General features: G+C 62.1%; 26 protein-coding genes. 7 read left to right on the top strand and 19 right to left on the bottom strand.

Annotated elements, in window-relative coordinates; translation table 11 throughout:
* Positions 1–23 precede the first annotated feature (23 nt).
* The 4 genes from F0P97_RS02490 to F0P97_RS02475 all read left to right on the top strand — a co-directional run bounded on the left by F0P97_RS02490 (position 24) and on the right by F0P97_RS02475 (position 3,755).
* The gene (locus F0P97_RS02490) at positions 24–1,208 is read left to right on the top strand and encodes a flagellin (RefSeq protein ID WP_182285488.1); all 1,185 of its coding nucleotides are present in this window, start codon (positions 24–26) and stop codon (positions 1,206–1,208) included.
* A gap of 304 nt (positions 1,209–1,512) precedes the next feature.
* The gene (gene fliD, locus F0P97_RS02485) at positions 1,513–2,916 is read left to right on the top strand and encodes a flagellar filament capping protein FliD (protein ID WP_182285487.1); all 1,404 of its coding nucleotides are present in this window, start codon (positions 1,513–1,515) and stop codon (positions 2,914–2,916) included.
* A 110-nt stretch (positions 2,917–3,026) separates the two neighbouring features.
* Entirely contained in the window at positions 3,027–3,443 is a 417-nt protein-coding gene (gene fliS / locus F0P97_RS02480; protein WP_043006475.1) for a flagellar export chaperone FliS, read from the top strand.
* A gap of 12 nt (positions 3,444–3,455) precedes the next feature.
* On the top strand, positions 3,456–3,755 hold the full coding sequence (locus tag F0P97_RS02475) for a flagellar protein FliT (protein WP_003059178.1): 300 nt from the start codon (positions 3,456–3,458) through the stop codon (positions 3,753–3,755).
* A 254-nt stretch (positions 3,756–4,009) separates the two neighbouring features.
* Here the strand turns inward: F0P97_RS02475 and F0P97_RS02470 are convergent, their stop codons facing one another.
* The 18 genes from F0P97_RS02470 to F0P97_RS02385 all read right to left on the bottom strand — a co-directional run bounded on the left by F0P97_RS02470 (position 4,010) and on the right by F0P97_RS02385 (position 22,867).
* Complete coding sequence (locus F0P97_RS02470) at positions 4,010–4,729, bottom strand: RNA polymerase sigma factor FliA (RefSeq protein ID WP_003059180.1); 720 nt, start codon at positions 4,727–4,729, stop codon at positions 4,010–4,012.
* A gap of 5 nt (positions 4,730–4,734) precedes the next feature.
* Complete coding sequence (locus F0P97_RS02465; RefSeq protein ID WP_182285486.1) at positions 4,735–5,592, bottom strand: hypothetical protein; 858 nt, start codon at positions 5,590–5,592, stop codon at positions 4,735–4,737.
* Entirely contained in the window at positions 5,585–7,198 is a 1,614-nt protein-coding gene (gene flhF / locus F0P97_RS02460; protein WP_182285485.1) for a flagellar biosynthesis protein FlhF, read from the bottom strand. Before flhF ends, F0P97_RS02465 begins: the two co-directional genes overlap by 8 nt.
* On the bottom strand, positions 7,195–9,297 hold the full coding sequence (flhA, locus tag F0P97_RS02455; RefSeq protein ID WP_182285484.1) for a flagellar biosynthesis protein FlhA: 2,103 nt from the start codon (positions 9,295–9,297) through the stop codon (positions 7,195–7,197). The genes flhF and flhA overlap by 4 nt, the downstream gene beginning before the upstream one ends.
* Complete coding sequence (gene flhB / locus F0P97_RS02450) at positions 9,297–10,478, bottom strand: flagellar biosynthesis protein FlhB (RefSeq protein WP_182285483.1); 1,182 nt, start codon at positions 10,476–10,478, stop codon at positions 9,297–9,299. The genes flhA and flhB overlap by 1 nt, the downstream gene beginning before the upstream one ends.
* Before the next feature lie 184 nt (positions 10,479–10,662).
* Positions 10,663–11,814, bottom strand: a complete 1,152-nt coding sequence (locus F0P97_RS02445; protein ID WP_182287082.1) for an HDOD domain-containing protein — start codon at positions 11,812–11,814, stop codon at positions 10,663–10,665.
* Positions 11,815–11,986: 172 nt separating this feature from the next.
* Positions 11,987–13,186 (bottom strand): flagellar hook-associated protein FlgL, encoded by a 1,200-nt coding sequence (gene flgL / locus F0P97_RS02440; protein ID WP_182285482.1) that lies wholly within the window; start codon positions 13,184–13,186, stop codon positions 11,987–11,989.
* A 20-nt stretch (positions 13,187–13,206) separates the two neighbouring features.
* A complete protein-coding gene (flgK, locus tag F0P97_RS02435) occupies positions 13,207–15,186 on the bottom strand; it encodes a flagellar hook-associated protein FlgK (RefSeq protein ID WP_182285481.1) in 1,980 nt (659 codons plus the stop codon).
* Complete coding sequence (gene flgJ / locus F0P97_RS02430; RefSeq protein ID WP_182285480.1) at positions 15,183–16,211, bottom strand: flagellar assembly peptidoglycan hydrolase FlgJ; 1,029 nt, start codon at positions 16,209–16,211, stop codon at positions 15,183–15,185. Before flgJ ends, flgK begins: the two co-directional genes overlap by 4 nt.
* The gene (locus F0P97_RS02425) at positions 16,208–17,356 is read right to left on the bottom strand and encodes a flagellar basal body P-ring protein FlgI (protein WP_003065520.1); all 1,149 of its coding nucleotides are present in this window, start codon (positions 17,354–17,356) and stop codon (positions 16,208–16,210) included. The genes flgJ and F0P97_RS02425 overlap by 4 nt, the downstream gene beginning before the upstream one ends.
* A gap of 20 nt (positions 17,357–17,376) precedes the next feature.
* Entirely contained in the window at positions 17,377–18,084 is a 708-nt protein-coding gene (locus F0P97_RS02420) for a flagellar basal body L-ring protein FlgH (protein WP_182285479.1), read from the bottom strand.
* A gap of 170 nt (positions 18,085–18,254) precedes the next feature.
* The gene (flgG, locus tag F0P97_RS02415; protein ID WP_182285478.1) at positions 18,255–19,037 is read right to left on the bottom strand and encodes a flagellar basal-body rod protein FlgG; all 783 of its coding nucleotides are present in this window, start codon (positions 19,035–19,037) and stop codon (positions 18,255–18,257) included.
* Positions 19,038–19,055: 18 nt separating this feature from the next.
* Positions 19,056–19,796, bottom strand: coding sequence for a flagellar basal body rod protein FlgF (locus F0P97_RS02410; protein ID WP_182285477.1), 741 nt, complete (start codon positions 19,794–19,796; stop codon positions 19,056–19,058).
* 69 nt (positions 19,797–19,865) lie between these two features.
* A complete protein-coding gene (flgE, locus tag F0P97_RS02405; RefSeq protein ID WP_182285476.1) occupies positions 19,866–21,134 on the bottom strand; it encodes a flagellar hook protein FlgE in 1,269 nt (422 codons plus the stop codon).
* Positions 21,135–21,148: 14 nt separating this feature from the next.
* Positions 21,149–21,811 carry a flagellar hook assembly protein FlgD gene (locus F0P97_RS02400; protein ID WP_182285475.1) on the bottom strand — a complete coding sequence of 221 codons (663 nt, stop codon included), beginning with the start codon at positions 21,809–21,811 and terminating at the stop codon, positions 21,149–21,151.
* Between the two features lie 16 nt (positions 21,812–21,827).
* Positions 21,828–22,232: a flagellar basal body rod protein FlgC gene (gene flgC, locus F0P97_RS02395; RefSeq protein WP_003059205.1), complete on the bottom strand. Its 405-nt coding sequence runs from the start codon at positions 22,230–22,232 to the stop codon at positions 21,828–21,830.
* Between the two features lie 16 nt (positions 22,233–22,248).
* Positions 22,249–22,662 (bottom strand): flagellar basal body rod protein FlgB, encoded by a 414-nt coding sequence (gene flgB, locus F0P97_RS02390; RefSeq protein ID WP_182285474.1) that lies wholly within the window; start codon positions 22,660–22,662, stop codon positions 22,249–22,251.
* A 13-nt stretch (positions 22,663–22,675) separates the two neighbouring features.
* Complete coding sequence (locus tag F0P97_RS02385; RefSeq protein ID WP_182285473.1) at positions 22,676–22,867, bottom strand: hypothetical protein; 192 nt, start codon at positions 22,865–22,867, stop codon at positions 22,676–22,678.
* Here F0P97_RS02385 and flgA point away from each other — a divergent pair.
* From flgA to F0P97_RS02370, 3 genes are all read left to right on the top strand, one after another.
* Positions 22,866–23,624, top strand: a complete 759-nt coding sequence (flgA, locus tag F0P97_RS02380; protein ID WP_182285472.1) for a flagellar basal body P-ring formation chaperone FlgA — start codon at positions 22,866–22,868, stop codon at positions 23,622–23,624. The two genes, F0P97_RS02385 and flgA, sit on opposite strands and share 2 nt — an antisense overlap.
* A 117-nt stretch (positions 23,625–23,741) precedes the next feature.
* Positions 23,742–24,056: a flagellar biosynthesis anti-sigma factor FlgM gene (gene flgM, locus F0P97_RS02375; protein ID WP_003065535.1), complete on the top strand. Its 315-nt coding sequence runs from the start codon at positions 23,742–23,744 to the stop codon at positions 24,054–24,056.
* 38 nt (positions 24,057–24,094) lie between these two features.
* Entirely contained in the window at positions 24,095–24,457 is a 363-nt protein-coding gene (locus F0P97_RS02370; protein ID WP_182285471.1) for a hypothetical protein, read from the top strand.
* A 66-nt stretch (positions 24,458–24,523) separates the two neighbouring features.
* On the opposite strand, the gene F0P97_RS02365 is transcribed toward F0P97_RS02370, so the two are convergent.
* Positions 24,524–26,005 (bottom strand): glycosyltransferase family 39 protein, encoded by a 1,482-nt coding sequence (locus F0P97_RS02365; RefSeq protein WP_182285470.1) that lies wholly within the window; start codon positions 26,003–26,005, stop codon positions 24,524–24,526.
* Positions 26,006–26,063 lie beyond the last annotated feature (58 nt).

The raw sequence follows: 26,063 nt of genomic DNA, 5'->3' as shown, positions 1-26,063 counted from the left end.
CGTTAGGAAAAAGGGGAACTCAAATGGCAATGACCATTAACACCAATGTTGTGTCCATCAATGCACAACGCAATCTGGGGCTGTCTGGCAACTCGCTGGCGACCTCCATGCAGCGCCTGTCTTCGGGTCTGCGTGTCAACAGCGCCAAGGACGATGCAGCCGGCCTGGCCATTGCCGAGCGCATGAGCACCCAGGTGCGCGGCCTGTCTGTTGCCTCTCGCAATGCGAATGACGGTATCTCTCTGGCCCAGACGGCAGAAGGTGCCTTGGGTAAGGTGGGTGACATGCTGCAACGCATGCGCGAACTGTCCGTGCAGTCCGGCAATGCCACCAACAGCAAGAGCGACCGCGAGGCACTGCAATCGGAACTCAAGCAACTGAGCGACGAAGTGGACCGCGTGGCCAAGACCACCAGCTTCAACGGCAAGAAGCTGTTGGACGGTAGCTTCAACGGTGCAACGTTCCAGGTTGGCGCCAATTCGGGCGACAACATCACCGTGGGCGCTCTGGGCAATGCTAAAGTGGCCTCGCTGGGTAATTCGCATTACGCAGAAGGTGCTGTTGCCAACGCGGCCGTTACTGGAGCCATGATGACTGGCGCAGATGTCAGCATCACCATTACTGGCGCGGATGGAGCCTCGTCCACGGCCACGATTGGTAAGATGGCTAACGCCCCCTCGGATCAGGAAGCTCTGGGTGCTGTCATTGCTGCCATCAACTCCAAGACAGCTGATACCGGCGTCACTGCCTACATCACAGATGATGGTAAGGGCTTTGACCTGCGCGGCACAATTAAGGAGGGCGGCACTTACTCCGCCATGACCATTACCGCCTCAGGCGGAACCAGCTTTCCAACATCTTTTACAACAGGTTCCACCGAAAAGAATCCGACTACCGGTATTTCGGATCTGGATATCTCGACCCAAAAAGGCGCCTGGGATGCGTTGCAGAAGATTGACGGTGCAATCACGAGTGTGAATTCTGCTCGTGCAGATTTGGGAGCGGTTCAGACCCGCTTCGATAAGGCCACCGAGAACATCGACATCCAGAGCGAGAACATCACTGCAGCCCGCGGCCGCATCACTGATGCCGACTTCGCCAAGGAAACCGCCAACCTGAGCCGCACGCAGATCCTGCAGCAGGCCGGCACGGCGATGGTGGCCCAGGCCAACCAACTGCCCCAGCAGGTTCTGAGCCTGCTGCGCTGATGACGGTAGTTGCCTGCGTCGTCTTGATGAAAGGCATCGCAGGCAAGCTTTAGTGAAAGTTTGCTTTTTGATGGCGGTCTTGCGCATGCAGGACCGCCTTTTTTGCATTGGCCTGCGAAAAGCACTCAAGTTCTCCTCGAAAAAGCCGAGAAAGAGGCAGGAAAAGCTGTGAGTCCAGGGTCCAAAGCCGCGATAGACAAGGCCTCATGCTGCTTTTCATGCTTTTGATTTTTTCTTCTTGCCCCAGAATGGGCGGCAGTGATAGGCATGGACTGCGGGAGTCCACGGCCACAAGGAGTAGAAAATGGCAATTTCCTCTGTGGGTATTGGCAGCGGTCTGAATGTTTCGGACATCATCAGCAAGATGGTGTCGTTGCAGAAGCAGCCTTTGGCAGGACTGCAGGTCAAGCAGCAGACCATCCAGACCCAGATTTCGACCTATGCTCAGATCAAGTCGCTGTCGAGCACGCTGGCCGATGCGAATGCCAAGCTCACGCGCGATAGCGGCTGGAATTCGATGACCATCAACTCCAGCAACTCCGCAGTGTCGATGACGGTATCGGGCATTACCAGCGCAGCGACGTATGACGTGTCGGTGACCCAGCTCGCGCGATCGCAGACATCGGTGAGCGCTCCACGTACTGTGGATCAGAAGATGGGGGCGGAAGGCACACTGAGCATCCAGAACACCAAGACTGGTGTAGCGGTGGACGTCAAGTACACCAGCAGCGACACGTTAACCACGCTGGCCGCGAAAATCAATGAGAACGCCTCGGGCATGCAAGCCCTGGTGATGCGCGATGGCGCGGGCAACGAGCAATTGATGCTGCGCTCCAAGGCAACAGGAGGAGATGCTGCATTCAGCGTAGCGGATAGCGGCTCGGCAGTGGGCAACTTCTCTATCCCTACCAACCAAGGGGCACAGGATGCTCTGATCACGATCAACGGCGTGACGCAAGCCTCCAGCACGGACAATTTCGACAATGTGTTGCCGGGCTTGAAGATCACGGTCAACCAGGTGACGGTCGATCAGGCGACCAATGTGGACAAGCCTGCGCGCGTCTCCGTAACGGCCGACAAGACCGCCACCAAGAAGAACATTCAGGACTTTGTAGACGCTTTCAATGCCTTGAATGACTTGCTGACCAAGACCACCAAGGGCATGCGGGACGAGAGCGGCAAACAGACATCCTTGGCCGACGAGAACGACCCGTCTGGACTGTTCCAGGGCGATTCGGCCACGATCAGTCTGCAAAGCAGACTGCGCTCCCTGCTTAGCGGCTCGGCCAGCAATGCTTCGGGCGATCTTAAGCGTCTTGCGGATATAGGCATCGAATACAAGGATGGCTCGCTGAAGATCACCAAGTCTGAAAAGCTGGACAAGGCCCTGGACTCGCCCGATGCCCTCAAATCGCTTTTCGCCGCCAAGTCCTCCAGCGATGGCTCGGGTGGCGGCATTGCCGTGGGCATGAAGAAATTCACAGACGAGTTGCTCGCCTATGATGGGACGCTGAACAGTAAGACGGATGCGCTGGAGCTGCGCAAGAAAAACAACCAGAAGGACCAGGATAAGGTAACCGAAGGGGCAACGACGCTGGAGGCCAAGCTGACGCGTCAATACTCGGCTTTGGACTCGCAGATGTCCTCCATTTCGGCGCTCAGTACCTATATGCAGAACCAGATTGCTGCCTGGAACAAGAGCAGCTGAGGATTCGCGTTTTGCGTAAAACGGCTCAGTTCTGCACGGGGCCAAAAAAAACTTGATTTTGGAAAGCGACTGCCGATATCCAAGGCAAGTCGTTGACAAGGAAGCCTGCCATGTATACCCCCTCTTTTTCCCGCGCTGCGAGCGCCTATCGCCAGGTAGGTGCTCAGTCTGGCGTGGAAAGCGCATCGCCACATCGCCTGATTCAGATGCTGTTTGAGGGGCTGTTGCAGAACCTGAATGCCGCACGCGGCGCAATTGAACGCGGCGAAGTAGAGGTCAAGGGCACTCAGCTGGGCCGTGCGGTGCGCATTCTGGAAGAAGGCCTCAAGGGCAGCCTCAATCGCGAACAGGGCGGAGAGCTTGCCGCCAACCTGGGCGCCTTGTACGACTATTGCATTCAGCGCCTGACTCACGCCAATTTGCGCAATGACGTGCAGGCCGTGGAAGAGGTGGTCTCGCTGGTGGAACCTGTCGCCCAAGGCTGGCAAGAAATCGGTTCCGTTCCTGCTGCTGCAGCTGGGCAATAAAACAATGCATATATGGAGCACACATTGATCGACTTCTACCGGGCCATAGAGGAAAGCAGTGCCAAGATGCTGCAGGCCGCCCAGGCCAAGGACTGGGATGGTGTTGCGCGCTATGAGGGCACTTGTGCCGTGCTGATCGAGCAGCTGCGCTTTCGCTCTCGCGATGAAAAGCTGGCGCCCGAACTGCGCAAGGAAAAGGCGCGCATCATGCAGCGTATCTTGCGCAACGATGCCCAGATTCGCGTGCTGGCCGAGCCCTGGCTGGCGAGTTTCGAGCATATGTTCGACGGTCAGCCGCATGTGATGCACTGATTGCAAAGCCACTCAAGCCAAAGCCCTGCTGCAGCGATGCAACAGGGCTTTTTGCTTGCAGCGACGACGGATGATCGATCAAAACATCCATGAACCCAATGCCATAGAACGCTACAAGCCATCGATAGCGAAGCACCAGAGCGCAGCCAGGCTGCGTCACAGAAGCAAAGCCGCCGCGTGGGCAGATGGACTCTGCCTGCGCGGCGGCTTCTGTTGTGGTGAACGGCCCGCGCCTGGCAAGCCGTTTCAGGGGATCAATGCGAGCGCATCTTGGTGCGCAGGCGGGCGATGGCCTGGCTGTGCAGCTGGCAGACCCGCGATTCGGTCACGCCAAGCACGGCGGCAATTTCCTTGAGGTTCATGTCGTGCTCGTAGTACATGCCCATCACATATTGCTCACGCTCCGGCAGGGCCTTGATGGCCTCTACCAGTGCGGAGCGCATGCGCTGGTCGCGCAGCAGGGCAAAGGGGTCGGCGCCCGAGTCGGCCACATGCCGCTCCAGGTAGTCGTCGCCATCGTCGCCGTCACCGCCGCCTATGTCCTCGAGATAGACCAGCTGCGTGCCGCGCACCTTGCCCAGCAGGGACTGGTAGTCGTCCAGGGCCATGCCCAGCTCGGCCGCGATTTCCGACTCCAGCGGGGGCCGGCCCAGGCGCTGTTCCAGACGGTTGAGCGCCTGCTCGATTTCCTTCTGGCTTTTGCGCGAACTGCGGCTCATCCAGTCGCCTTCGCGCAGTTCGTCCAGCATGGCGCCACGGATGCGCTGGCTGGCGAAAGTGTCGAATTGCACGCCTTGCTCGCTCTCGAAGCGCGACAGCGCTTCAGCCAGACCGATCATGCCGACCTGGATCAAATCATCCAGCTCGACGTTCGGTGGCAGTTTGGCGATCATGTGCAAGGCAATCCGACGCACAAGCGGCACATGCTGACGAATCAGCGCGTCGCGGTCGAGTTGGCCTTTGGCGGTGTACATGGCAGTCAATGGCTCCAGACAAGAGATTCAGGCGCGACAGCCGCCGTGGGCTGGGCATGCATGGGCAGGATGCAGGCCGTCTTGAGCATGTGCAGCGTGAGCTGATGCAGATCACTGGCCTGGCGCCAGCGCAGGCGCATGAGCACCGGGGCATCGCCCAGGTGACGCTGCGAACACTGTAGCAGTGCATTCAGTCGCTGCAAGCGTGTCTGAGCATTTTGCTTGGCTGTCTGCGAGCTGCTCTGCTTGCGGCTCCAGTCGTATTTCTGCGGACCGTCAGCCGCGAGCGGCGCTTCCAGGGCGGCAATCGTGCACTCCACGCCTGCAAACACGGCCAGATGCTTGAGCTGACGGTAGCTTTCGATGAGGTGTTCGGAATCGGGTGGCACGACCAGCAGCGGCTGCAGGCCCTGCCCTTGCAGCAGCGGCGTCAAGGTTTCACTGCTCGCATAGATGAGCACGGTGGTATAGCCGCGCACATAGGCTTGCAGGGCCGTCAGCATGTCCAGCCCCATCTCGTCGGCCGAGGCCTTGAGCTGCTTGAGGCCCAGCCGCGCTGGCAGGCTGGCCACCGACTGGGCATCGCCGACGCTTGCGCGCAGTCCCGCCTGGGCCTGCCAGGCATGCTGAGCCAGTAGCTGAGCAAGACCTGGCGTGTGAAAGGATTCGGCCTGGCTGCCATCAAGCACCAGTACCTTCTGACCCAGGCGCTGCAGCTGGGCGCACAGCGGCCAGAGCACAGCCTGTTCGGCAGCCGCACCCGATGCGCTGTGCAGCACTGCCAGCACACGCAAGCCGGCGGTGCTGGCATCACTCACATGCAGGGCCATGCCCTGATGCAGGGGCGAGCGACGCTCAAGCATGGGCAGCCTCTGCGCCGCTCACGGACGAAGGGGTGAAGAAGAAGTCCAGATCCAGAGACTGAGGATCAAAGGCCGACTTGGCAGCCGAGCGCATGGAGGCCGAGACCAGCAACTGCGCGTTGGCGCGCTCGAAGTCTTCGGGCACGCGCTGGCCATTGGTCACGCCGCGCAGCTGGATCTGATGGCGAATCAGCGTATCCACCGAGGGACCGACCTTCACGGCTTCATCGACCTTGGTGAGGATGGCGTGTTGCGATCCGCGTGCCTTGAAGGCCTGCATGACATCGTCCTGCGCATCGCCCTGTGCGGCCGCATTGACGGCCAGCAACTGCTGAACGCCCTCAATGGCCAGCACATCCATGATCTCGTCCTTGCGCGGATCGCGCGGGGCCACGCCGGTCGTGTCGATCAGCACCATCTTCTTGCTTTGCAGCAGGCCCAGCAGGTCCTGCAGCGCGGCCTTGTCATGGGCCTGATGGGCCACCATGCCCAGCATGCGGGCATAGGTGCGCAGCTGATCATGACCGCCGATACGGTAGGTATCCAGCGTGATCAGGCCCACCGACGCGGGGCCATGCTTGGCCGCACACAACGCCGCCAGCTTGGCCGTGGTCGTGGTCTTGCCCACGCCGGTCGCACCGACCAGTGCAAACACCCCGCCCTGCTCGTAGATGGCGGGCTGGGCGGCATCGGTGCGCAGATTGCGCTCCAGCACCTGCATCAGCCAGCGCACGGCGTCGCCGGCGGAGAGCGTCTCGGGGAGCTTCTCGATCAGCGCACGCGCAAGTGCGGGCGAGTATCCGGCACGGATGAGCTTGTGCATCAGGCTGGACTGGATCGGGTTCTGACGCGTCTGGCCCAGCCAGGTCAGCGTGTTGAAGCGCTCCTCGATCAGATCCTTCATGGACTGCATCTCCTGCATGAAGTTCTGGGGCGCAGCCACGCTGGCGGGCCTGGCGCTTTCCTTGAGCTGAATCTTCTCGGGGCGCAGAGGATTGTGACGGACCACCGCAGCACTGGCCGCCTGAGACTTGGCAGCCATGGCGGGGCGCTCGTTGTTGCGCTCCTGCACTCGCTGGGCAAAAGTGGGCAGGGCTTCGTTGCTGTCCAGCGACGACTCATGGCGACGGCGCAGCATGCGTTCGCGCACATAGTCCTGGAAAGTCAGCGTGCTCATGGACAGTTGCTCCACATCGTCCTGCACGGAATGCTGGGCCAGTTCATTGATGGCCTTGACCGGCTTGGCCTGAACCTGCATCTCGCGGGCCTGCTCCTGCCTGGCTGTCTGGCGTGCCTGCACATGCTCCAGCGTACTCATGGCTTCACCGCCCGGGCTGCGCCTGGCAGCAGCGGTGGCCAGAGGCGAGTGCTCCTTGCGCAGACTCATGCCTTCGTCGCTCGCGCGGCGCTCCAGTGCCTTCTGCAGGGGCGAGCTGGTCTGCATGCCGGCATCCATGTCCTGCAGGGTCTCTTCGGCAGTGGCCATGACCTCGACTCCGTCCGGAGTCTGACGATTGGACAGAATCAGGGTGCCGTCGCCAAAAACCATGCGCGCCTTGGCCAGGGCCTCGCGGGCGGTCGGGGCGTAAAAGCGTTTGATATTCATGCGGTTGCACCTTTAAGAATCGGGCCGATGCGGATGGTGTGCGTCTCGGGAATCTCGCTGTGCGCGAGCACCTGCAGACGCGGCGCCACACGGCGCAGCAGCTTGGCAAGAGAGTTGCGGATCGCGTCCGGCACCAGCAGACAGGCGGGCAGGCCCAGCTCTTCCTGTTGGTTGGCCACATCGACCGCTTTTTGTGTGAGGATTTCAGCCACGCCGGGGTCCAGCGATGGCGCATTGGGGTTCGACAGTGCCTGCACCAGCAGACGCTCCAGGCCGGGCTCGATGGCAATCACATTGAGCTCGCGGGTCGGACCGTAGATCTGCTGCACGATGGCAGGCGACAGTGCAATGCGCACGCGACGCGCCAGCTCCACCGGGTCGGTCGTCTGCGTGGCGTTTTCAGCCAGCGTCTCGATGATGGTGCGGATATCACGAATGTGCACAGAGTCCTCCAGCAGCAGCTGGAGCACTTTCTGGAACGTTGTGATGGGCACCATTTTCGGGATGACTTCTTCGATGAGTTTGGGGGCCAGCTTGGCCACATGGTCAACGAGCTGCTGCGTCTCGGTACGAGACAACAGCTTGGCCGCGTGCACTTGCATCAAGTGTGACAAATGCGTCGCCATCACGGTTTCCGAATCAACGACGGTAAAACCGGCCATTTGTGCCGCTTCCTTTTGCCGCTCGTCGATCCAGTGCGCGGGCAGGCCGAAGGCCGGATCGGTCGTGGCCGTGCCGATCAGCGGCGTAGTGATGCCGCCGGGGTTGATGGCCAGGAACATGCCGGGGAAGGCTTCGCCCTCGCCCACCATGACGCCGCGCAGCGTCATGCGATAGGCGCTGGGCTTGAGTTCCAGGTTGTCGCGCACATGCACGGCCGGCGGCAGAAAGCCCACCTCCTGCGCAAACTTGCGGCGCACGCCCTTGATACGCGTCAGCAGGTCGCCCTGGCGGCTCTTGTCCACCAAGGCAATCAGGCGGTAGCCCAGCTCCAGGCCCAGCAGATCCACGGGTTGCAGATCGTCCCAGCTCGCTTCGCCGTCACCCTGCACAGCCTGCTGCTGGGGCGCCGCGGCGCTGTTTTCTTCTGCGACGCGGGCTTTCTCCCGTTTGTCCAGCATCCAGGCTCCCCAGCCCAGCAAGGCCCCCATGCTGATGAACACCAGATGCGGCATGCCGGGAATCAGGCCCAGCAGGATCATCACGCCGGCAGTGATGCCCAGCACCTTGGGCGACATGAACAGCTGCTGCACGATCTGGCGGCCCATGTCGGATTCCTTGCCCACGCGCGAGATCACCATGGCCGATGCCACCGAGATCAACAGACCCGGAATCTGCGCCACCAGCGCATCGCCCACGGCCAGCAGGATATAGCTGTCAGCCGCCTGACCCGCGGACAAGCCGTGCTGGGCCATGCCGATGATCAGGCCGCCGATGACGTTGATCACCAGAATCAGGATGCCGGCAATCGCGTCGCCGCGCACAAACTTGCTGGCACCGTCCATGGAACCGAAGAAATTGGCCTCTTCGCCCACTTCGGCACGACGGCGCTTGGCTTCCTTCTCGTCGATCAGACCGGCATTCAGATCCGCGTCCACGGCCATCTGCTTGCCGGGCATCGCGTCCAGCGTGAAGCGGGCCGAGACTTCGGCAATGCGTTCAGCACCCTTGGTAATCACCACGAAGTTGATGACCACCAGAATGCTGAACACGATCAGACCCACGGCAAAGTTGCCACCGATCAGGAAGTGACCGAAAGCCTCGATCACCGCGCCCGCAGCGCCGGGGCCGGTGTGGCCCTCCATCAGCACCACGCGCGTCGACGCCACGTTGAGCGACAGACGCATCAGCGTGGTCAGCAGCAGCACCGAGGGAAAGGCCGCAAAATCCAGCGGCTTGATCATATAGGCCGCCACCATCATCACCATCAGCGCCACGGCAATATTGAGGGTGAAGAAGGTGTCCAGCAGCCAGGGCGGAACGGGCAACACCATCAGGCCCAGAATGGCCACCACCAGAATGGGAGCAGTCATCCCTTGCAGGGCACCGGCATTGGAGCCAGACCACTTCTGGAACAGTTGCAGACGATTCGACGACATCACAGATTACCTTCTTGCTGCGCAGCAGCATCGACCGCCGCAGGCGGGGTGCGGCCGCGGTGCGGATCCAGCTCCACGGGCACGGGGGGCTCGCCCAGGGCATCGGGCATGGGACCCTGGCCGCTCAGTGCAGCCTTGAGACGATAGACATAGGCCAGCACCTGGGCCACGGCCGTGTAGAGCGCAGCGGGGATGGCCTGATCCAGATCGGCATGGGCATAGAGAGCGCGCGCCAGCATGGGAGACTCCAGCACCGGAATCTGATGCGCGCCCGCAATTTCGCGAATCTTGAGCGCCACCAGATCCGTGCCCTTGGCGATCACCTGGGGCGCGGCCATCGTGGCGTCGTCATAGCGCAGCGCCACGGCATAGTGGGTAGGGTTGGTGACCACAAAGTCGGCTTTCGGCACGGCCGAGACGCTGGCCCGGTCGGCAATCTCGCGCTGCTTCTGGCGAATCTTGCCCTTGAGCTGCGGGTTGCCTTCGGACTCCTTGTGCTCCTGCTTGACTTCCTCATGACTCATCTTGAGGCGCGACTTGAAGAGAAAAGCCTGCAGTGGCACGTCGATCAGGGCCAACAGCAGCACCACGATCAACAGCAGGGTAACGCCCGTGGTCAGCCAGGAACCCACCATGGCGAGCGCCATGGGCGATGGCTGGGCCGAAACCGATGCGATCTCGGCAATATTGGCACTCATGTACTTCCAGGCCACGAAGCCCAGCACGATGGTCAGGAACACCATCTTGACCACCGTTGTCAGCTGCTGCTTGGAAAACAGATTCTTGAGGCCAGACAAGGGGTTGAGCTTGCCAAAGCGCGGCTGAATGGGCTTGAAGCTGAAGATCCAGCCACCTGCAGCCACGCCGGACAGCACCGAGGCCGTGGTGGTCACCAGCGCAAAGATCACGGAAATTCCAAGACCCAGCATCAGCATGGACTGAAAGCGCTCCAGCATCAGCGCCGGAGTCTTGGCTGTCGCGGCATTGAACACCAGTTGCCGGGCCATGGCCTCGCGCAGATGATTGATCATGGGCTGCGTGCCCATCAGCACCAACAAAGCGCCCGTGCCCAGAATTGCCAGGTGCGACAGATCGCGCGAGCGCGCACCTTGCCCTTCTTCACGCGTTTTCTGCAGCTTGCGTTCGGTGGCGGGCAGGTTTTTGTCTTGGGATTCGGACATGACGCACGGACGGATTGGATGCGCCAATTGTCCGAATCCGACGCCCAGGCAATGCGCGGATAAGCGGCAGCCAAGCCCTGCTTATGCACGACTCTGCCTCACAACGCATCCATCAATTTGATAGCTGCATAGGCTGACCTATCAGGAGATAGAGCCTGTTTTCAGTGAATTTCCACCCAGACACTCAGGTCTGAGCTTGCGGCATGCCCAGCTTGAGTTCGCTGAGCATGCGCAGCAGCATCCGGTTGAGGTCTTCTGCCTCCCACTCCTCCTGCTCGCGCAACTGCCGGATGGGCGCCGGGTCGCGGCTCTCCAAGGCCTGGCTCATCTGCAGCACGGCCGCATAGGGACCGGTGCGCGTGACGATGGCATCGAAGATGCGCTCGTTCAGCGGTGTGCGTCGCAAGATGATGGCCACCGGCTCATGCAGCAGCAAATCCAGCTGCGAGAACAGGCTGCATAGATACATCTCGCGCTGCAGATCCAGGCCCACCCCGGCCTCGATCAGTTGCTCGGCCAGCCTGGCGCGCAGCACGACCTGGGTGCGCAGAGGCACCAGATTCTGTTCGGTACAGGCATGGGGCAGCTGGTCGGCCAGCCAGCGCTCCAGCGTGCCAAGCCCCAGCATCACCAGCCCGCGGCGCAGCGAGTCCACGCCGCGGCGCAGTCCCAGTGCGGCCGAGTTGGTATAGAGCAAAAAGCGGTAGGCCAGCACCGGATCCGAGCCCAGGATCTCTTCCATCACATCCAGGGACTGTTCCTTGTCGATGGCCTTCATGAGCCTGAAGAGCGCATCGCGCGATGGCTGGGGCTGCTGCAGCCGAAAAGCCTGCATGGTGTCGGCCACGGGCCAACCTGCGACGGCTGCCGCTTCGTGTTCGTCGAGACAGGAGCGCGCCAGCTCCAGGCTCTGCAGGCTCTGGTACATCTGACCGTCCAGCAGATTCAGGGGCTGGGTGGCAAAAAAGCCCGAGGCAGTCTCCTTGTCCGCATCCTTTGCCGGTTGGCTTGGGCGCACCACATTGGGCAGTCCCGCAGCACCTTCTGGTGGCAGGCTCAGCAGGCTGCTGGCAAAGCAGCGCGCCGCATCGGCATCGGGCACATCGGCCAGCGATCCTCCCCAGACCAGCATCAGCCCGCGTGCCTTGGCCTTCTGTACCAGCTCGTAGATACCTTCATCCTGCTGCAGCCAGTCGCCGCGCACCTCGATCCAGGGACTGCCATGAGGTGCATGTTCGAGAAGATTGCACAGGACCTGGCGGGACTGTGGCGATATCAGCAGCGGCGGCGCCTGACGGCTCCAGATCTCATCCACGGTGCGCAGAAAATGCGCCATGTCGGCAGAGCTGCCAGAGTCCTCGTGTACATAAAGCTGAATTCCTGCCAGGCGTCGCGTACGTCCCCAGAGCGGCCGATAACCAAGAGTCAAGGAGCTGAGGGCAGACTGGGTCATGGAGGATTTGGACAGGTGTACGACGAGACATCAAGACGGGCAGAGCCCGCAGGAATCAGCCGATGTAGTTGAACAGTGACAGCTTCTGGATCTGAGCATAAGACTGCAGAGCCGCCTGCAGACCCACGGTCTGGGTTTCTTTTTCAGAAAGCGCGGGAATCATATCCAGATCTTCGGCTCTTGAGCGGTCAGCCTCTTGCTGCAACGACTGTGCGGACAGTCCGGTTTCAATGCGATCGGCACGATTGAGCAAGTCACCCGCAAAGCTCTGCACGGTCTGCATACGGCTCATGCCGGTATCGATTTCCGCCAGGCCCTTGGTGATGGCATGGGTCAATGCCCCCGTCGCCGTGGAGCCGTCGGTATTACTGCCGTTGCGCACGGCATCAATCGCCTTGTCCAGCACACTGAAAATATTCGAGCGCTGGCTTGGTGACACGGTAAAGCTGTCGCCGGCTGCAGGTTCGCCCGTGATGGTCAGCTTCATGCCGGCCACCTCGATCGCCTCGCCCGATTTGTAAGGCTTGAAGGTCGCTCCGCCATCCAGGCTGTACTGAGGCTTGCCGTCTGCATCCATGGAGAACTCGACGCTGACAGGCGTGGTCAGCGCGGTTGCGGTGGACGGGTCCGAGATCACGCCCACATCGGCCCAGGCCTTGCCCTTGTTGCTCTGGTTTGCATTGACTTCCAGCACGCCGTTTCCGGTCGGCACATTCATCCATGCCGCCGCACCATCGAGCGAGTTGGGAATGCTGTTGTCGCCGCTGCCGGACTGACCGGGCTGGCCCGCAAACGTGTAGCCCTGCACGGGCTGCTCGGAGCTGTCGAGGCCGCGAAACAGCGGCAAGCCATTGCTGTCCTTGCGGTTGGCATAGCTCATGAGCTGGTCGCGCAGGCTCGTCATCTGCGCCACCAATGCATCGCGCGAGGTCTGGTTGAACGTGCCATTGCCCGCATTCACCAGCAGATCGCGAAAATCCTGCAAAGCCTTGTTGGCCTCGCCCAGAGTCGATTCACCATAGGAGATGATATTGCGCTGCGCGTCCAGAGAGCGCTGATCGGACTCGGTGCGTGTCAGCCTGGTACGTGCGCGCTCGGCCTGGGCGGCCGCCACCGGGTCGTCGCTGGCGCGCAGCACGCGCTTGCCAGCGGTAATCTTGTCCATCAGATCGACCAGATTGCTCTGGCGCGAATTGATGTTGCGAACCGAGCTGTCATACATGCTGGCCGTGCCAACGCGGGCAATATTGGTCATGATTGGCTCCTTGTTGCGGATCAGCGGCCCACGGCCTGAACCACGCTGTCAAAAATTCCCTGTGCCACCTGCAGCATCTTGGCCGAGGCCTGGTAGGCCTGCTGGAACTGCAGCAGCTTGGCGGCTTCCTCGTCGAGGTTGACTCCCGACACAGCCGTGCGGTCAGCCTCCAGATTGTCGGCAATCGTGCGGGAGAGCTTGGCGGCGTAATTGGCACTCTGCGTGCGTGTGCCGACCTGAGCGATCAGTGCCGAGTAACCGTCGCTGAGACTGGTACCACCATCAAACACCTTGGCGTCGCGCAGATCCATAAAGGCCCCCGCATTGCCGGCATTGCGCGTATAGGCGTCACCATACTGAGGATCCAGCGCATCGCCCACCAGTACCGAATCGCCGTCGTGAGGCGTCCCCGTCAGCGTGATGGACCAGCCATCGACTTCAATCGGTTGGCCAGACACATAGGGCTTGCCACTGACGTTGCTGCCAGCATTGCTGGAGCCCGAAACGGTATAGCTGATATTGCCTTGCGCATCGGTTTGAAAGCTCAGTTGCACACCGGTAGTCGTAGGCGGCACCGTGAAGTCACCCGAATTGACTTTCAGCGCCGCCAACTGCAGATTGCCTTTGTTGCTCTGCGACATGCCCGCTGTAATCGGATTGGCTGCAGCCAGATCGCGCGGCGAGGACACCAGGGCCTTGAAGTCATGCGCCACATTGGCATAGGGCTGAAACAGAACGGACTCGCCTTTTGCTCCGGCACCCGATACATTGAAGCGCAGACCATCAACCGTGGTCGTTGCCAGCTCATTGATATCGGCAAAATCCGTGACCTTGTTGTCCGACAGACGAATCAGTGACAACGCGCCGTTGTCCTTGAACAGCACCTTGTAATCGGAGGCTTGATAGCCCGTGTAGTCCAGCGGCGTCTTTGGAATGCTGGTGGAAGCCGTATCCACAAACTGCGCCTGCGCCGTGATACCTGCAATCGAGGTATGCCCCACAACCGTGCTGGGCACCGTGAACAGGGCAGAGCCCGGCTTGCCATCCAGAGTCAGGCCACTTTGCTGCTGCTGATTCATGGCCGCACCCAGCGTGGCCGCCATGCGGCCCAGCAAATTGCGACCCTCGGTCAAGTCGGAGTTCTGAAATTGCAGCAGACCCGCCAGCTCACCGCCACCAACCATATTGGCCGTCAGTTCCACCGTCTGTCCGCTGCCTTGCTGGAAGTACAGGCTCATCTGGCCGCTGCCAGGGTATTGCACAGACTCCTTGAGACTGAGTTGCGCGGCAGTCTGCCCCATCACCAGCGGCTGGCTGCCGCCCACGAACAGCGTGATGGAGCCATCGCCGGCGTCGACCTGCGAAGTCTGCACATATTTGTTGATGTCACGCACCAGCTGATCGCGCTGATCCAGCAGATCGTTGGGCACACCGCCAGTCGCCACAGCCCGGCTGATCTGCGAGTTCAGCGACGCGACCTGGCTGGCCAGGCTGTTGACCACGTTCACATCGTTGGTCATCTGCTGCTTGGTGTTGTAGTCCAGCTCATCGAGCTGACCGGAAGCCAAGCGAAAGCGCGCAGCCAGCTCGTTCATGCGTGTGAGCACCACGTTGCGCGAAGTCAGATCCGTGGGAGCACTGCTCACATCGGCAAAAGAATTCAGCATGTCGTTGACTGCAGCGCCCAGGCCATTGCTGCCGCCCGAAAACACTTCCTGCATCTGATTGAGCGACTGCGAGCGCGCCGCGTCCGATGCGCTGACCGCGCTGGCCGCTGCCGCCTGACGGTTGAGCAGCTCGCTGAAGTTGCGCAGGATGGTCGCCACATCGGCGCCATTGCCGATATAGCCATTGCCGATGTTCTGGCCCGCCGAGGTCTGGAAGGCCACGCTCTGGCGCGAATAGCCGGCGGTGTTGACGTTGGCAATGTTGTGCCCCGTGGTTTGCAGGGCGATCTGGTTGGCCATCAGGGCGCGTGCGCCCACGTTCAGAAGACTCATGACTGGTTCTCGGTGATCTTGTTGATCTGTGCGGCACGGGCGCTGACGCCCAGACGGCTTGCGACATTGGCGCTGCTGTTGCCGGCGTTGGCGACTGTGACCTGGGCCACGCTCTGAATGGCGCGACTGAGCTTTTGCGCATAGGCCGGATCGGTGGCGTAGCCGGCCTTCTGCAGCTCGCTGGCATAGGCCTGGGCAGAGCCGGTCTGGGCCATGGCTTTTTCGTAGCGCGGATTGCTGCCGATCAGACGTGCGTAGTCGCGGAAGGACTCCTCATAGGAGTCATAGGCGCGGAATTTGGCCGTCACCTTCTTGGGCGCGCCATTGATGTATTCGGTGGTCGTGACTTCGGCGACCTTGCCCGTCCAGCTGCCACCGGCCTTGATGCCGAACAGGTTGAACGAGTTGCTGCCGTCCTTGTTGCGGATCTCGCTCCTGCCCCAGCCCGTCTCATGTCCGGCCTGGCCGATCATGTAGTGGGCCGGGATGCCGCTCTCGCTGGCCACACGCTGCGCCGCGCCGGTGTGCGCCGTCACGAAGTTGTCGCGCCCCTTGGGAGCCGGTGCATAGGCATTGATCGATTGCGCAGCCTGGCTGCGGCTGCCGCTCCAGGCGCCGTTGCTGCCCACATTGCGCCAGGCATTGCGGCTCAGGCTCAGTGTGGAAGGCACGGCAATTTCGGCGTCCTCGGCCGCATCGACCCCCATGCTGCGCGCCAGCTGCTTGCTGATGGCATCGGTGAGGCCGCCAGGCTGGCCGGCCATGGCGACCGACAGCTGCTGATCCAGCAGATCGGTGCTGAGATTGCCCTGCGCGCTGTCGAGCAGGCCGGACTTCATGGTCGCCTCGCGCATGCTCTTGATCATCTCGCGCATGAACAGCGATTCCAGCTGCTTGGCCGTCTCGCGCGCGGCCTGCGGGCTGTTCTCGCCGGCTGCCGTCTTGAGCGCATTGAGCGAACGTGCATCGACAGCCAGAGCATTGCTGGCCGCCAGGGATGAAGAATGGGGCAATGACGTGCTCATATTACCTCCAGCTCGGCGTCCATGGCGCCCGCGGCCTTGATGGCCTGCAGGATGGCCAGCAGGTCCTGCGGCGTGGCGCCCAGTGAATTCAGTGCCCGCACCACATCGGTGAGCTGGGGCGAATTGGGCATGTTGATGACCTTGCCGGGCTCCTGCTTGACCTGGATATCGGACTTCTGCGCCACCACGGTCTGCCCCTGCGAGAACGGCGCGGGCTGGCTGATGACCGGCGTGGTGCTGATGGTGATGGACAGATTGCCGTGCGCAATGGCGCAGGGGCCCAGGGTCACCGCCTGATTGAGCACGATGGAGCCGGTGCGGGCATTGATGACCACCTTGGCCGCCGGCTTGGAGGTCTCGATGGGCATCTCCTGAATCTCGGCGATCATGCGCACGCGCGAGCCCGGATCGATGGGAGCGTTGACCTGCACCGTACGGCCATCCAATGCCATGGCGGTGCCGGCTCCCATGCGCTGGTTGATGGCGCGCACCATCTTGTCGGCGGTCTGGAAGTCGGTCTGATTCAGACCCAGCGTGATCGTGTTGCCCTGATTGACGGGGGTGGGCACGGCACGCTCGACCTGTGCGCCCTGCGGCACGCGGCCCGCGTTCAGGTGATTGACCTGCACCTTGGAGCCGCCTGCAGCAGCCCCGGCGCCGCCGACCACCACATTGCCCTGGGCCAGGGCATAGATCTCTCCGTCCGCGCCGCGCAGCGGTGTCGCCACCAGCGTGCCGCCCTTGAGCGACTTGGCGTTGCCCATGGAGGAGACATTGATGTCGATGGCCTGGCCGGGCTGCGCAAAGGCCGGCAGCTCGGCCGTGATGATCACCGCCGCCACATTCTTGAGCTGCAGCTGGGCCGCATTGCCCGTTGCCGGCAGGGCGATGCCCATCTGCTCCAGGTAATTGGCCAGCGCCTGCTTGGTGTAGGGCATCTGCGTGGTCTGGTCGCCCGTGCCATCGAGGCCGACCACCAGACCGTAGCCTGTCAACTGGTTGCTGCGCACGCCCTGGATGGCGGCAACCTCCTTGATGCGTGTGGCATGCGCAGGCAGGGTGAGCCCGCTGGCGCCAAGGGCTGCGACCACCAACAAGGCGGTGTGCGCTGGGCGCAGTGACAGGAGCGTGGACAGTACTTTCATACTGCCCATTCTCGGAAGAATCAGAACGGCATAACGTTCAAAAAGAACCGGGACAACCAGCCAATTGACTGGGCTTCACCGGCCTGGCCACGGCTGCGCGACTCGACGCGCAGATTGGCCACCTGGGTCGATGCCACGGTGCTGCCCGGACGCAGCGAGCGCGGGTCCACCGTCCCCGTGAAACGCAGCACATCGACGTTATGGTTCACGCCAATCTGCTTCTCGCCGGCAATCACCAGATGACCGTTGGGCAGCACATCGACCACGGTGGTGGCAATCGAGCCCGTGAAGGTGTTGTTGCTGCTGGTGGCACCCGAGCCCTTGAAGTCGTTCTTGCTCTCGGCCCCCATGGTGAGCGCATCGGCCACCGTCTTCTCGGCGCCCCCCCTGAGCAGCGGCAGCGAGGTGATGCCCGTGCTCAACTCGTTGGCACGCCCGACCTTGGAGTCCGTGCTCTGGCTGGCCGAAACGCGCTCGACAATCTGCACCGTCACCGAGTCGCCCACCATGCGGGCGCGCTGATCCTCGAACATGGGCCGGTAGCGGCTGGCGTTGAAAAGGCTGCCGGTGGGCGCCTGGGCCGTCTGCTCGCGTGGCTGCAGCACGGGGGGTGCGGTCGAGGGCATGTCCACGGGCGGCGGCGGATTGAGCGTGACGCAGCCCGAAACCAGCAGGGCCGCAGTGAGGGCACAGAGCGGCGGGCAATGGGAAACAATGGTTTTGAACATGGCGGCAAGTCCTTGGCAGTCAGGCGCTTGGCCCCTTGTGCCCTTGCGTGCGCAATGCACGCTACTTAAATAGGAGCTGATAGCGCTTGCTCAATATTGAATCTGATATTGATTTCATCTGAAAATCAGATGTATCAAGCGCAAGCTGCTCCTCAATACATGGTGATCAATCAGAGCTGCGCCAGCTTGGCCAGCATCTGGTCGGAAGTCTGGATCGCCTTGGAATTCATTTCGTAGGCGCGCTGCGTCTGGATCATGGTCACCAGCTCCTGGACCACGTTCACATTCGAGGCCTCCAGATAGCCCTGCTGAATCGTGCCCAGACCGTTGGTGCCGGGCGTGCCCTGCTGGGGCTGGCCCGAGGAGGCAGTCTCGATGTAGAGGTTCTGGCCACGCGGCTCCAGACCGGCGGGATTGATGAACTGGCTCATGGCGATATTGCCCACCTGCTGCGGCGCAGCCTGGCCGGGCATGGTGACGCTCACAACGCCGTCATGGCTGATCGACACCTTGGTCGCCCCGTTGGGGATGGTGATGCCGTTGGCCACGGGCAGGCCGCTGGAGGTCACCAGCTGCCCCTGGGCATTGACCTCGAACGAGCCGTCGCGGGTATAGGCAATCGTGCCGTCGGGCATATTGACTTCGAAGAAGCCGTTGCCGTTGATGGCCACATCCAGCGCATTGCTCGACTGCTGCAGGCTGCCCTGCAGAAAGTTGCGGCTGGTGGCCACGGTGCGCACGCCCAGGCCCAGGTGCAGGCCGGTCGGCAGCTGATTCTGCTCGGTCGTCTGCGAACCGGACTGGCGCAGATTCTGATAGATCAGATCCTCGAAAACCGCATTCGCGCGCTTGTAGCCGGTGGTGGAGACGTTGGCCAGATTGTGCGAAATCACGTCCAGCTGCGTCTGCTGGGCTTCCATGCCGGTCTTGGCAATGAACAGCGAATTGATCATGACGTATTCCTTTGGCTATCAGCCGTTCAAGCTCAGCAGCTGGCTGGCGGATTTATCGTTGGTTTCAGCGGTCTGCAGCAGCTTCATCTGCTGCTCGAACTGGCGCGAGGCCGCGATCATGCCGACCATGGTTTCGACGGAGTTCACGTTCGATCCCTCGATCGAGCCCGACAGCAGGCGCGCTGTTTCATCGTTGGGCAGCGCATCGCCCTGCGCCGCGCGGAAAAAGCCGTCATCGCCGCGCACCAGAGGCTCATCGACGGGCGGCGTGACCAGCTTGACGCGCCCCACGGCCACGGGTAGCTGGTTGCCCGTCTTGGCGGTCAGCGTGCCGTCCGAACCCAGGGAAATCGTGGACTCGGGCGGGATGTCGATGGGAGCGCCGCCGTCGGAGAGCACGGCCTGGCCGTTGCTGTTGACCAGCTGCCCTTCGGGCGAAATCTCGAACACGCCGTTGCGCGTGTAGGCCTCCTGACCATCCAGGCCCTGCACGGCGAACCAGGCGCGGCCCATGGCCATGGCGTCCAGCGCCCGGCCGGTGCGCTGGGCAGGGCCGGGAGTGTCCTGATAGCCGGAGGTAGCTTCCAGTGCAAACACCCGCGTGCCGGCACCCGAGCCCTGCAGCGGTACCGAGCGGAAGGTGGACATCTCGGCCCTGAAGCCGTTGGTGCCGGCATTGGCCAGGTTGTGGGCCAGCACGGCCTGACGCTGGGCTGCCGCATTGGCCCCAGTCATCGACGTATAAATGATTTTGTCCATGCTGACCTTCCTCCCGTCAAATCAATCGCCTTTGCAGCCCCGGCGCAAAGCGCCTCAGGGGCTTATCTGTTATCGCAAGTTCACAAGTGTGGAGAACACCTGATCCTGCGTCTTGATGGTCTGGGCGTTGGCTTGGTAGGAGCGCTGCGCCGTCATCATGTTGACCAGCTCGGCCGTCAGGTCCACGTTGGATTCTTCCAGCGCGCCCGACTGCAGCGAGCCGAAGGTGCCGGTCTGGGCCGAACCATTGAGCGCAGGGCCGGAGTCGGAGGTGGCCACCCATTTGTTGTTGCCGATGGAGCCCAGACCCTGGGTATTGGTGAAGGCCGCCAGAGCGATCTGGCCTTCGGTGCGTGTGACGCCGTTGGAGTAGGAGGCCACGATGGAGCCGTCGCGGCCCACATTGATGCCGGTCAGCGCACCCGAGGTATAGCCGTCCTGCTTGAGGCTGCTGACGGCAAACTTGGTGCCGAACTGGGTCAGACCGCCGAAATCGAACGCGACATTGAAAGGCTGCAGGCCGTTGGGATTGGCCGTGCCGCCGCTGACGCTCAGATTCAGCGTGGTGCCCGAACCTGTGGTCGGTGCATTGGGGGTGACGCTGGTGAGCTTGCCGCTGGCATCGAACAGGGCCTTGCCGATCGGCGTGGCCGTGGCATCGAGCGAGTTGAAGACATTCCAGGTGTTGCCTGTGGCATCTTTCTCGAAATACAGATTGACCGGGATCGCCGTGCCCTGTGTGTCATACACATTCAGCGAGGTGCCATAGGTGGCACGCGGCGTGGCAGCGACTGGAGGCGTGGCTGTCGCGTCGCCGGCGGCCACCGTGGCGCGCGCATCCAGATTCAGCTCCACATTCACCTTGGATGTCTGCTTGGCGGGAATCGGCTGTCCTGTGGGAAAGCTCATCGGCACAGGCGTGGCACCCGACTGGATCTTGCCGGTCGAAGGATCCACCACATAGCCCATGACATTGTCGTTGTCCACGGTCTTGAGGTTGCCCTCCTTGTCCAGACCGAAGTTGCCGGCGCGCGTATAGGCGATGCTGCCATCGCTTTGCTTGACGACGAAAAAGCCGTTGCCATTGATGGCGATGTCCAGGTTGTTGCCCGTCGAAGTGATGGAGCCCTGCCTGAACTGCTGGGACACCGAGGCCACGTTGACGCCAATGCCGCTGCTCTGGCCGCTGGCCGAGCCGATGGCGCTGGCGATCATCTCGGCAAAGTCAGCGCGCGAGGCCTTGAAGCCCGTGGTGTTGGAGTTGGCGATGTTGTGGCCGATGACGTCCAGGTTCTTGCTGGCGGCGTTCAAGCCGGAGAGACCTTGTTGAAAACCCATGATGTGTTCCTCAATCAGTAAACGGCCTTGACGCCGGAATAAGCCACGCTGCTGCCGTTATCGAGCTCCAGTGACAAAGAGCCATTGGCCGAGCTGGTGGCAATCACTGCATGCGGCGCCAACGGGGTGGATGCCACGGCGGTCGTGCCATTGGTGGCGACCACGCTGTAGCGCAACTGCGAGGCATCGCCGCTGTATTTGTCCTTGCCTTCCCAGGTGAAGTAGTTGCGCCCGGCTGCGCCGGCACCCAGGTCGATGGTGTCCACCAGCTCGCCGCTGGCCGTTGTGATCTGGATCTTGACGCTGGCCGCCTGGTTTTCCAGATCGAAGGCAGCGGTATGCGTGCCATCGGCCGCCACGCCCAAGGTATTGCCCTCGGTCAGCACCGTGCGGCCGATCATGGAAGTGCCTTGCAGCACCTGCATGGCCGTGAACTGGCTGGACATGGAGGCCATGGTCTGGTTCAGCTGCTGAATCCCGGTCACGGTGTTGATCTGCGCCATCTGCGAGGTCATTTGCGCGTTGTCCATGGGATTCATGGGGTCCTGGTTGTTGAGCTGGGCCACCAGCAACTTGAGGAAACGGTCCTGCGCCTCGTTGGGGTCGGTCACCGCGTTCTTGGTGTTGCTGGTGGTGTTGGTCGTGGTGCCGTCCACGCTGCTTGCGCCGTAGATCATGTGTGTGTTCCCGGGCTTACTGGCCCATTTGCAGAGTCTTGAGCAGCAGCGTCTTGGCCGTGTTCATGACTTCCACGTTGTTCTGATACGAGCGCGAGGCCGAGATCATGTTCACCATCTCGTCCACGGCGCTCACGTTGGAATGGGTGACATAGCCCTCGCCATCGGCCAGCGGATTGCTGGGGTCGTGGATGCGGCGACCGGGCGTGTTGTCCTCGCTGATGGCATTGACCTTGACGCCCGCGCTGCCGTCGTTGCCCATGGGCACGGTCTGAAACACGACCTGGCGCGCCTTGTAGACGCTGCCATCGGGGCCGGCCACGGCATCGACGTTGGCCAGATTGGAGGCCACCACGTTCAGGCGCTGGGACTGGGCACTGACCGCGCTGCCCGAGATATTGAAGATGGAAAACATGGACATGGTTTAGCTCCTGGGCTTACTGGCCTTGAATGGCGCTGAGCATGGTCTTGGCCTGGCCGTTGATGAAGCGCAGCGTGGCTTCGTAGCGCACGGAGTTGTCGACGAAATTGGCGCGCTCGCGATCCAGGTCCACGGTGTTGTTGTCCAGACTGGGCTGGGAATTGACCGAATACCCGAGCTTGGCCTTGAGCGCCTCATCCGACATCTGTGCCTGCAGCGGGATATGGCCTGCCGTCGCGGCGCTGACCTGGGTCAGAGGCTTGGGCCCGCTGGTCGCAGCCATCAAGGCTTCGCGGAAGTTGAAGTCGCGCGCCACATAACCAGGGGTGTCGGCATTGGCGATATTGCTGGCAATCGCACGCTGGCGCTCGGCGCGCAGCAGCAGCGCCTCGCTTTGGAAGTCCAGTCGTTCGGTCATTTTGTTCAGCATTGCGGCCTCGCTTTCAGAATTCGGGGATGCCGGAGCCCACGGACTGCGGCATGCGAGGATTATGAAAATCGGCAGCGCAAACTAAAGCGCGAAGAAAGCGGTATTGCGCTGGCACTTCAAGCCATTGCGCAAGCCGGGTCGCGCCTATATTTGCAAGCATCGTCTGCAGCCCTGTGTCTGTGGATGCTTCAAAGGATTGATGCATGTCTGGCCGCTTTTCCCTGTTTCTGCGCCTTCGCCCCTCTCAAGGCCTGGCTGCGGCATGGGGTCTCGCTGCGCTGCTGCTGACCGCTGGCGCACAGGCCCAGGATGGCGCGGCGCAGCTCAGCCAGATCGGACAGCGCTTTGTCGATGCGGCTTTGCACCAGCCATCAACCGAGACTGCGCAGGCCGGCAATGGCATGGCTTTGCGCATGGAGGTCCAGATGGGCCAGCTGGACTCGCGCCTGCGCCTGGCAGCCTGCGCCAAGGTCGAGCCCTATCTGCCCGCAGGCAGTCGCCTCTGGGGTCGCACCCGGCTGGGCCTGCGCTGCGTGCAGGGCAGCGTTCCCTGGAACGTGTTCCTGCCCATCACCGTGCGGGCCTATGGCCCGGCCTGGGTGACCCAGGGCAATATTCCGGCCGGCAAGACCCTGAGCGCCGAGGACGCCGTTCCCGCGGAAGTGGACTGGGCAGAGGACAGCGCTCCTGTCTTCGCCAATGCACAGGACTTCATCGGCATGGTAGCGGCGCGTCCGCTGGCATCGGGCCAGGCTCTGCGCCAGAACATGGTGCGTCCGCCAGCCTTGTTCACGGCGGGATCGCCCGTGCAGGTGATGATCAACGGCGGTGGCTTCAGTGTTGCCGGCTCAGGCAAGGCAATGACCGCAGCCGGAGAAGGGCAACAGGTACGGGTTCGCATGGATAATGGCCGCCTTGTCACAGGAACGGTCAATGCCAGTGGCGTGGTTCTGGTTCAATAAAGAGAGAGTGCGCACTCACTTTATCAACCATGCCAAATATTCCTCAAGTTTTACGCGCCCTTGTCGAAAGCAAGGCTACAGCGCCCTACGCCGATACAGGGCGATTGGAGAACCAGCATGAAGATAGGCAATAAGCCGGACCTGCAGCAAACCGCTGCAGCTGCCAAGCAGGCCCCGAAATCCGCCACCACGGTTGCCACCGAAGAATCGACCAAAGGCTTGTCCGAGCGCGCCGCCGGCGTGCCCGTGTCCTTTTCGTCCTCGGCCCGCGCCCTGGACAGCCAAAGCCGCACCAATACCGACTTTGATGCCGATCGCGTCAAGGCCATGCGCGAAGCCATTGCCAATGGCAGCTTCCGCGTCAACGCCGAGGCCGTGGCAGACAAGCTGCTGGCCAATACCGAAGAATTCCTGGTTCACGCTCGCGGCTGAAGCGCCCGCGGCTGAACTCCTGAACAAAGGCTGACCCGATGACCTTGCAGGAAATGCTCGACTCGCTGGATGCGGTGATTCAGACCGTTTCGGCATCGCTGCAGTCACCGGACGCCTCCGCGCTGGAACAATCCAGCACCCGCCTGCGTGACGCCATGGTGGCGTTCTCCCAACTCGTCAAGCGCTTCTCGGGCGACGACTGGACGCCTGCGCTGCGCGAACGGGCACAGAATCTGGACCGCGAAATCTCCCTGGTCCGTGACCAGCTGGCAAGGCTTTCCGTGCTCAACCAGCGCCGCACCAAGGCTCTGGTGCCTGCGGCCGAAGACAGCACCTATGAAAGCAGCCTGCGCGGCGCATCGCAGACCGGCCGCGCACGCATCTATCGCGCTGCCAGCTAGGCTCGAATCGGCAACTCCAGCAAAAAAGGCGGGCCAGAGGCCCGCCTTTGCTTGTTTTGGCAGGTCTCAGTGCTCGCCCTTGGCAATCTTCACGGGCCGCCAGGCCCAGACACCATAAGCACGCGTCCAGCCTTCGGGCAAGGGGTCCGGTGCCACCATCACCTCGATGATGCGGGCATTCGGCAGCTCGTCCTCGCGAATCCACGGACTGTACTGCAGATTGCGCTCCACATAGACGCGCGGGCGCTCGGGCAGCTCCATGGCAATGCGCCCGGCCAGGGCCTGCGGGCCGATGATGATGTCCACCGGACCGCCCAGAGCCCGATGCGCGGCGGGGGCAAGGCCTTCAACGATCCGGTCCACGGGGATGTGGTTCTGATGGCTGCTCTTGTAGCCCGACAGCCCCATGGGCGAGGCCAGCCAGAACTGCAGCAGCAGCAGCGCCTGCAGCACCGCAAACGTCAGCCAGGCGGCGCGCAGATGTGCCGTGCCGCCCCAGTTGCGGGGCGAGCGTGCCAGCTCCATGACGGCAGGCACGCACAGGAACATGAAGGCCGTCCCCCACTGCAGGTGCAGATAGGAGCCCGTGAACAGGCACAGCACCAGCATGGCCAGCAGCGGCACCAGGCCCCAGAGCAGCCAGAACTCGCGCAGCATCCTGTCCACGGCAACAGGCGCTTGCGGCGCGGGCGCGGCCTGTACACCGGCCTTGCCCGCACAGCGGCGCGCCCACCACAAAGCTGCGCCCAACACCATCCAGGCGGGCATGCAGCGGTTGAAGATCCAGTCCACCGCGAACTTCCAGGACATATTGATGCGGGCAGCCGCATCCAGATGCAGGCCCAGGGACGTGCGCTCGGCGTAATGCATGGGCATCCAGTCGTGGGTGCTCAGCCAGTACAGATGAGGCGACAGCACCAGCAGGCCGATCACGCTCGCCAGCGCAGCCCCTTTGACATGCACCGGATTCCGCCAGGCACCAATGCGCAGCCACCACAGGCCTATTACCCCCAGCGCCAGCACATACTGATACTTGCTGAGCATGCCCAGGCCCGAGACCAGGCCCAGCAAGGCCCAGCCCGCCAGCGACGGCTTTTGCGTGACATGCCAGCTCAGTGCCACGGCCAGCGAGGTCCACAGCATCATCACGACGTTGTGGTTGTAGTAATAGAGCCGCCCGCAATAGAAGGTGATGCTCAGCGCCGCCAGCAGGCCCAGGGTCGCATAGGCCCGGCCTCGCATATCGCACAGCAGCCTCCAGAAAATCGCCAATGAGCCCAGTGTGAGCACACCGCCCAGCACATAGGTCAGCCCTATCGAAGGACCAAAGACAGCCGCAGAGGCAGCCATGATCCAGGTCGGCATGGGCGGATGCTTGAAATAGCCCAGCTCCAGCGAGCGCATCCAGATCAGTTGCTCCACGTTGTCCCCGGGCGCGGCCAGGGCCGTCACCCAGTGGATGGCCAGCCAGATCACGCCGTATACGGCGAGCAGGGCAGCAACGGCACGGCCGCCAAGAACAAGAGATTCGCGTTGAGCAGCGGTCATCAGACGATCAGGAAAGAAGCAGGGGCAGTAGGGGCGTGAGTATAACGACGGCCTTTTT

Source organism: Comamonas testosteroni (assembly GCF_014076415.1).
Taxonomy (GTDB): Bacteria; Pseudomonadota; Gammaproteobacteria; order Burkholderiales; family Burkholderiaceae_C; genus Comamonas; species Comamonas testosteroni_F.
The sequence above is the reverse complement of the archived record's forward strand: the minus strand, read 5'-3'. Positions and strand labels throughout refer to the sequence as shown.

Bases quoted from the DNA above. Each gene is read 5' to 3' on its own strand.
- F0P97_RS02490 (WP_182285488.1), top strand. From the start codon at position 24: ATGGCAATGACCATTAACACCAATGTTGTGTCCATCAATGCACAACGC.
- fliD (WP_182285487.1), top strand. From the start codon at position 1,513: ATGGCAATTTCCTCTGTGGGTATTGGCAGCGGTCTGAATGTTTCGGAC.
- fliS (WP_043006475.1), top strand. From the start codon at position 3,027: ATGTATACCCCCTCTTTTTCCCGCGCTGCGAGCGCCTATCGCCAGGTA.
- F0P97_RS02475 (WP_003059178.1), top strand. From the start codon at position 3,456: ATGGAGCACACATTGATCGACTTCTACCGGGCCATAGAGGAAAGCAGT.
- F0P97_RS02470 (WP_003059180.1), bottom strand. From the start codon at position 4,729: ATGTACACCGCCAAAGGCCAACTCGACCGCGACGCGCTGATTCGTCAG.
- F0P97_RS02465 (WP_182285486.1), bottom strand. From the start codon at position 5,592: ATGCTTGAGCGTCGCTCGCCCCTGCATCAGGGCATGGCCCTGCATGTG.
- flhF (WP_182285485.1), bottom strand. From the start codon at position 7,198: ATGAATATCAAACGCTTTTACGCCCCGACCGCCCGCGAGGCCCTGGCC.
- flhA (WP_182285484.1), bottom strand. From the start codon at position 9,297: ATGTCGTCGAATCGTCTGCAACTGTTCCAGAAGTGGTCTGGCTCCAAT.
- flhB (WP_182285483.1), bottom strand. From the start codon at position 10,478: ATGTCCGAATCCCAAGACAAAAACCTGCCCGCCACCGAACGCAAGCTG.
- F0P97_RS02445 (WP_182287082.1), bottom strand. From the start codon at position 11,814: ATGGCGCATTTTCTGCGCACCGTGGATGAGATCTGGAGCCGTCAGGCG.
- flgL (WP_182285482.1), bottom strand. From the start codon at position 13,186: ATGACCAATATTGCCCGCGTTGGCACGGCCAGCATGTATGACAGCTCG.
- flgK (WP_182285481.1), bottom strand. From the start codon at position 15,186: ATGAGTCTTCTGAACGTGGGCGCACGCGCCCTGATGGCCAACCAGATC.
- flgJ (WP_182285480.1), bottom strand. From the start codon at position 16,211: ATGAGCACGTCATTGCCCCATTCTTCATCCCTGGCGGCCAGCAATGCT.
- F0P97_RS02425 (WP_003065520.1), bottom strand. From the start codon at position 17,356: ATGAAAGTACTGTCCACGCTCCTGTCACTGCGCCCAGCGCACACCGCC.
- F0P97_RS02420 (WP_182285479.1), bottom strand. From the start codon at position 18,084: ATGTTCAAAACCATTGTTTCCCATTGCCCGCCGCTCTGTGCCCTCACT.
- flgG (WP_182285478.1), bottom strand. From the start codon at position 19,037: ATGATCAATTCGCTGTTCATTGCCAAGACCGGCATGGAAGCCCAGCAG.
- F0P97_RS02410 (WP_182285477.1), bottom strand. From the start codon at position 19,796: ATGGACAAAATCATTTATACGTCGATGACTGGGGCCAATGCGGCAGCC.
- flgE (WP_182285476.1), bottom strand. From the start codon at position 21,134: ATGGGTTTTCAACAAGGTCTCTCCGGCTTGAACGCCGCCAGCAAGAAC.
- F0P97_RS02400 (WP_182285475.1), bottom strand. From the start codon at position 21,811: ATGATCTACGGCGCAAGCAGCGTGGACGGCACCACGACCAACACCACC.
- flgC (WP_003059205.1), bottom strand. From the start codon at position 22,232: ATGTCCATGTTTTCCATCTTCAATATCTCGGGCAGCGCGGTCAGTGCC.
- flgB (WP_182285474.1), bottom strand. From the start codon at position 22,662: ATGCTGAACAAAATGACCGAACGACTGGACTTCCAAAGCGAGGCGCTG.
- flgA (WP_182285472.1), top strand. From the start codon at position 22,866: ATGTCTGGCCGCTTTTCCCTGTTTCTGCGCCTTCGCCCCTCTCAAGGC.
- F0P97_RS02385 (WP_182285473.1), bottom strand. From the start codon at position 22,867: ATGCATCAATCCTTTGAAGCATCCACAGACACAGGGCTGCAGACGATG.
- flgM (WP_003065535.1), top strand. From the start codon at position 23,742: ATGAAGATAGGCAATAAGCCGGACCTGCAGCAAACCGCTGCAGCTGCC.
- F0P97_RS02370 (WP_182285471.1), top strand. From the start codon at position 24,095: ATGACCTTGCAGGAAATGCTCGACTCGCTGGATGCGGTGATTCAGACC.
- F0P97_RS02365 (WP_182285470.1), bottom strand. From the start codon at position 26,005: ATGACCGCTGCTCAACGCGAATCTCTTGTTCTTGGCGGCCGTGCCGTT.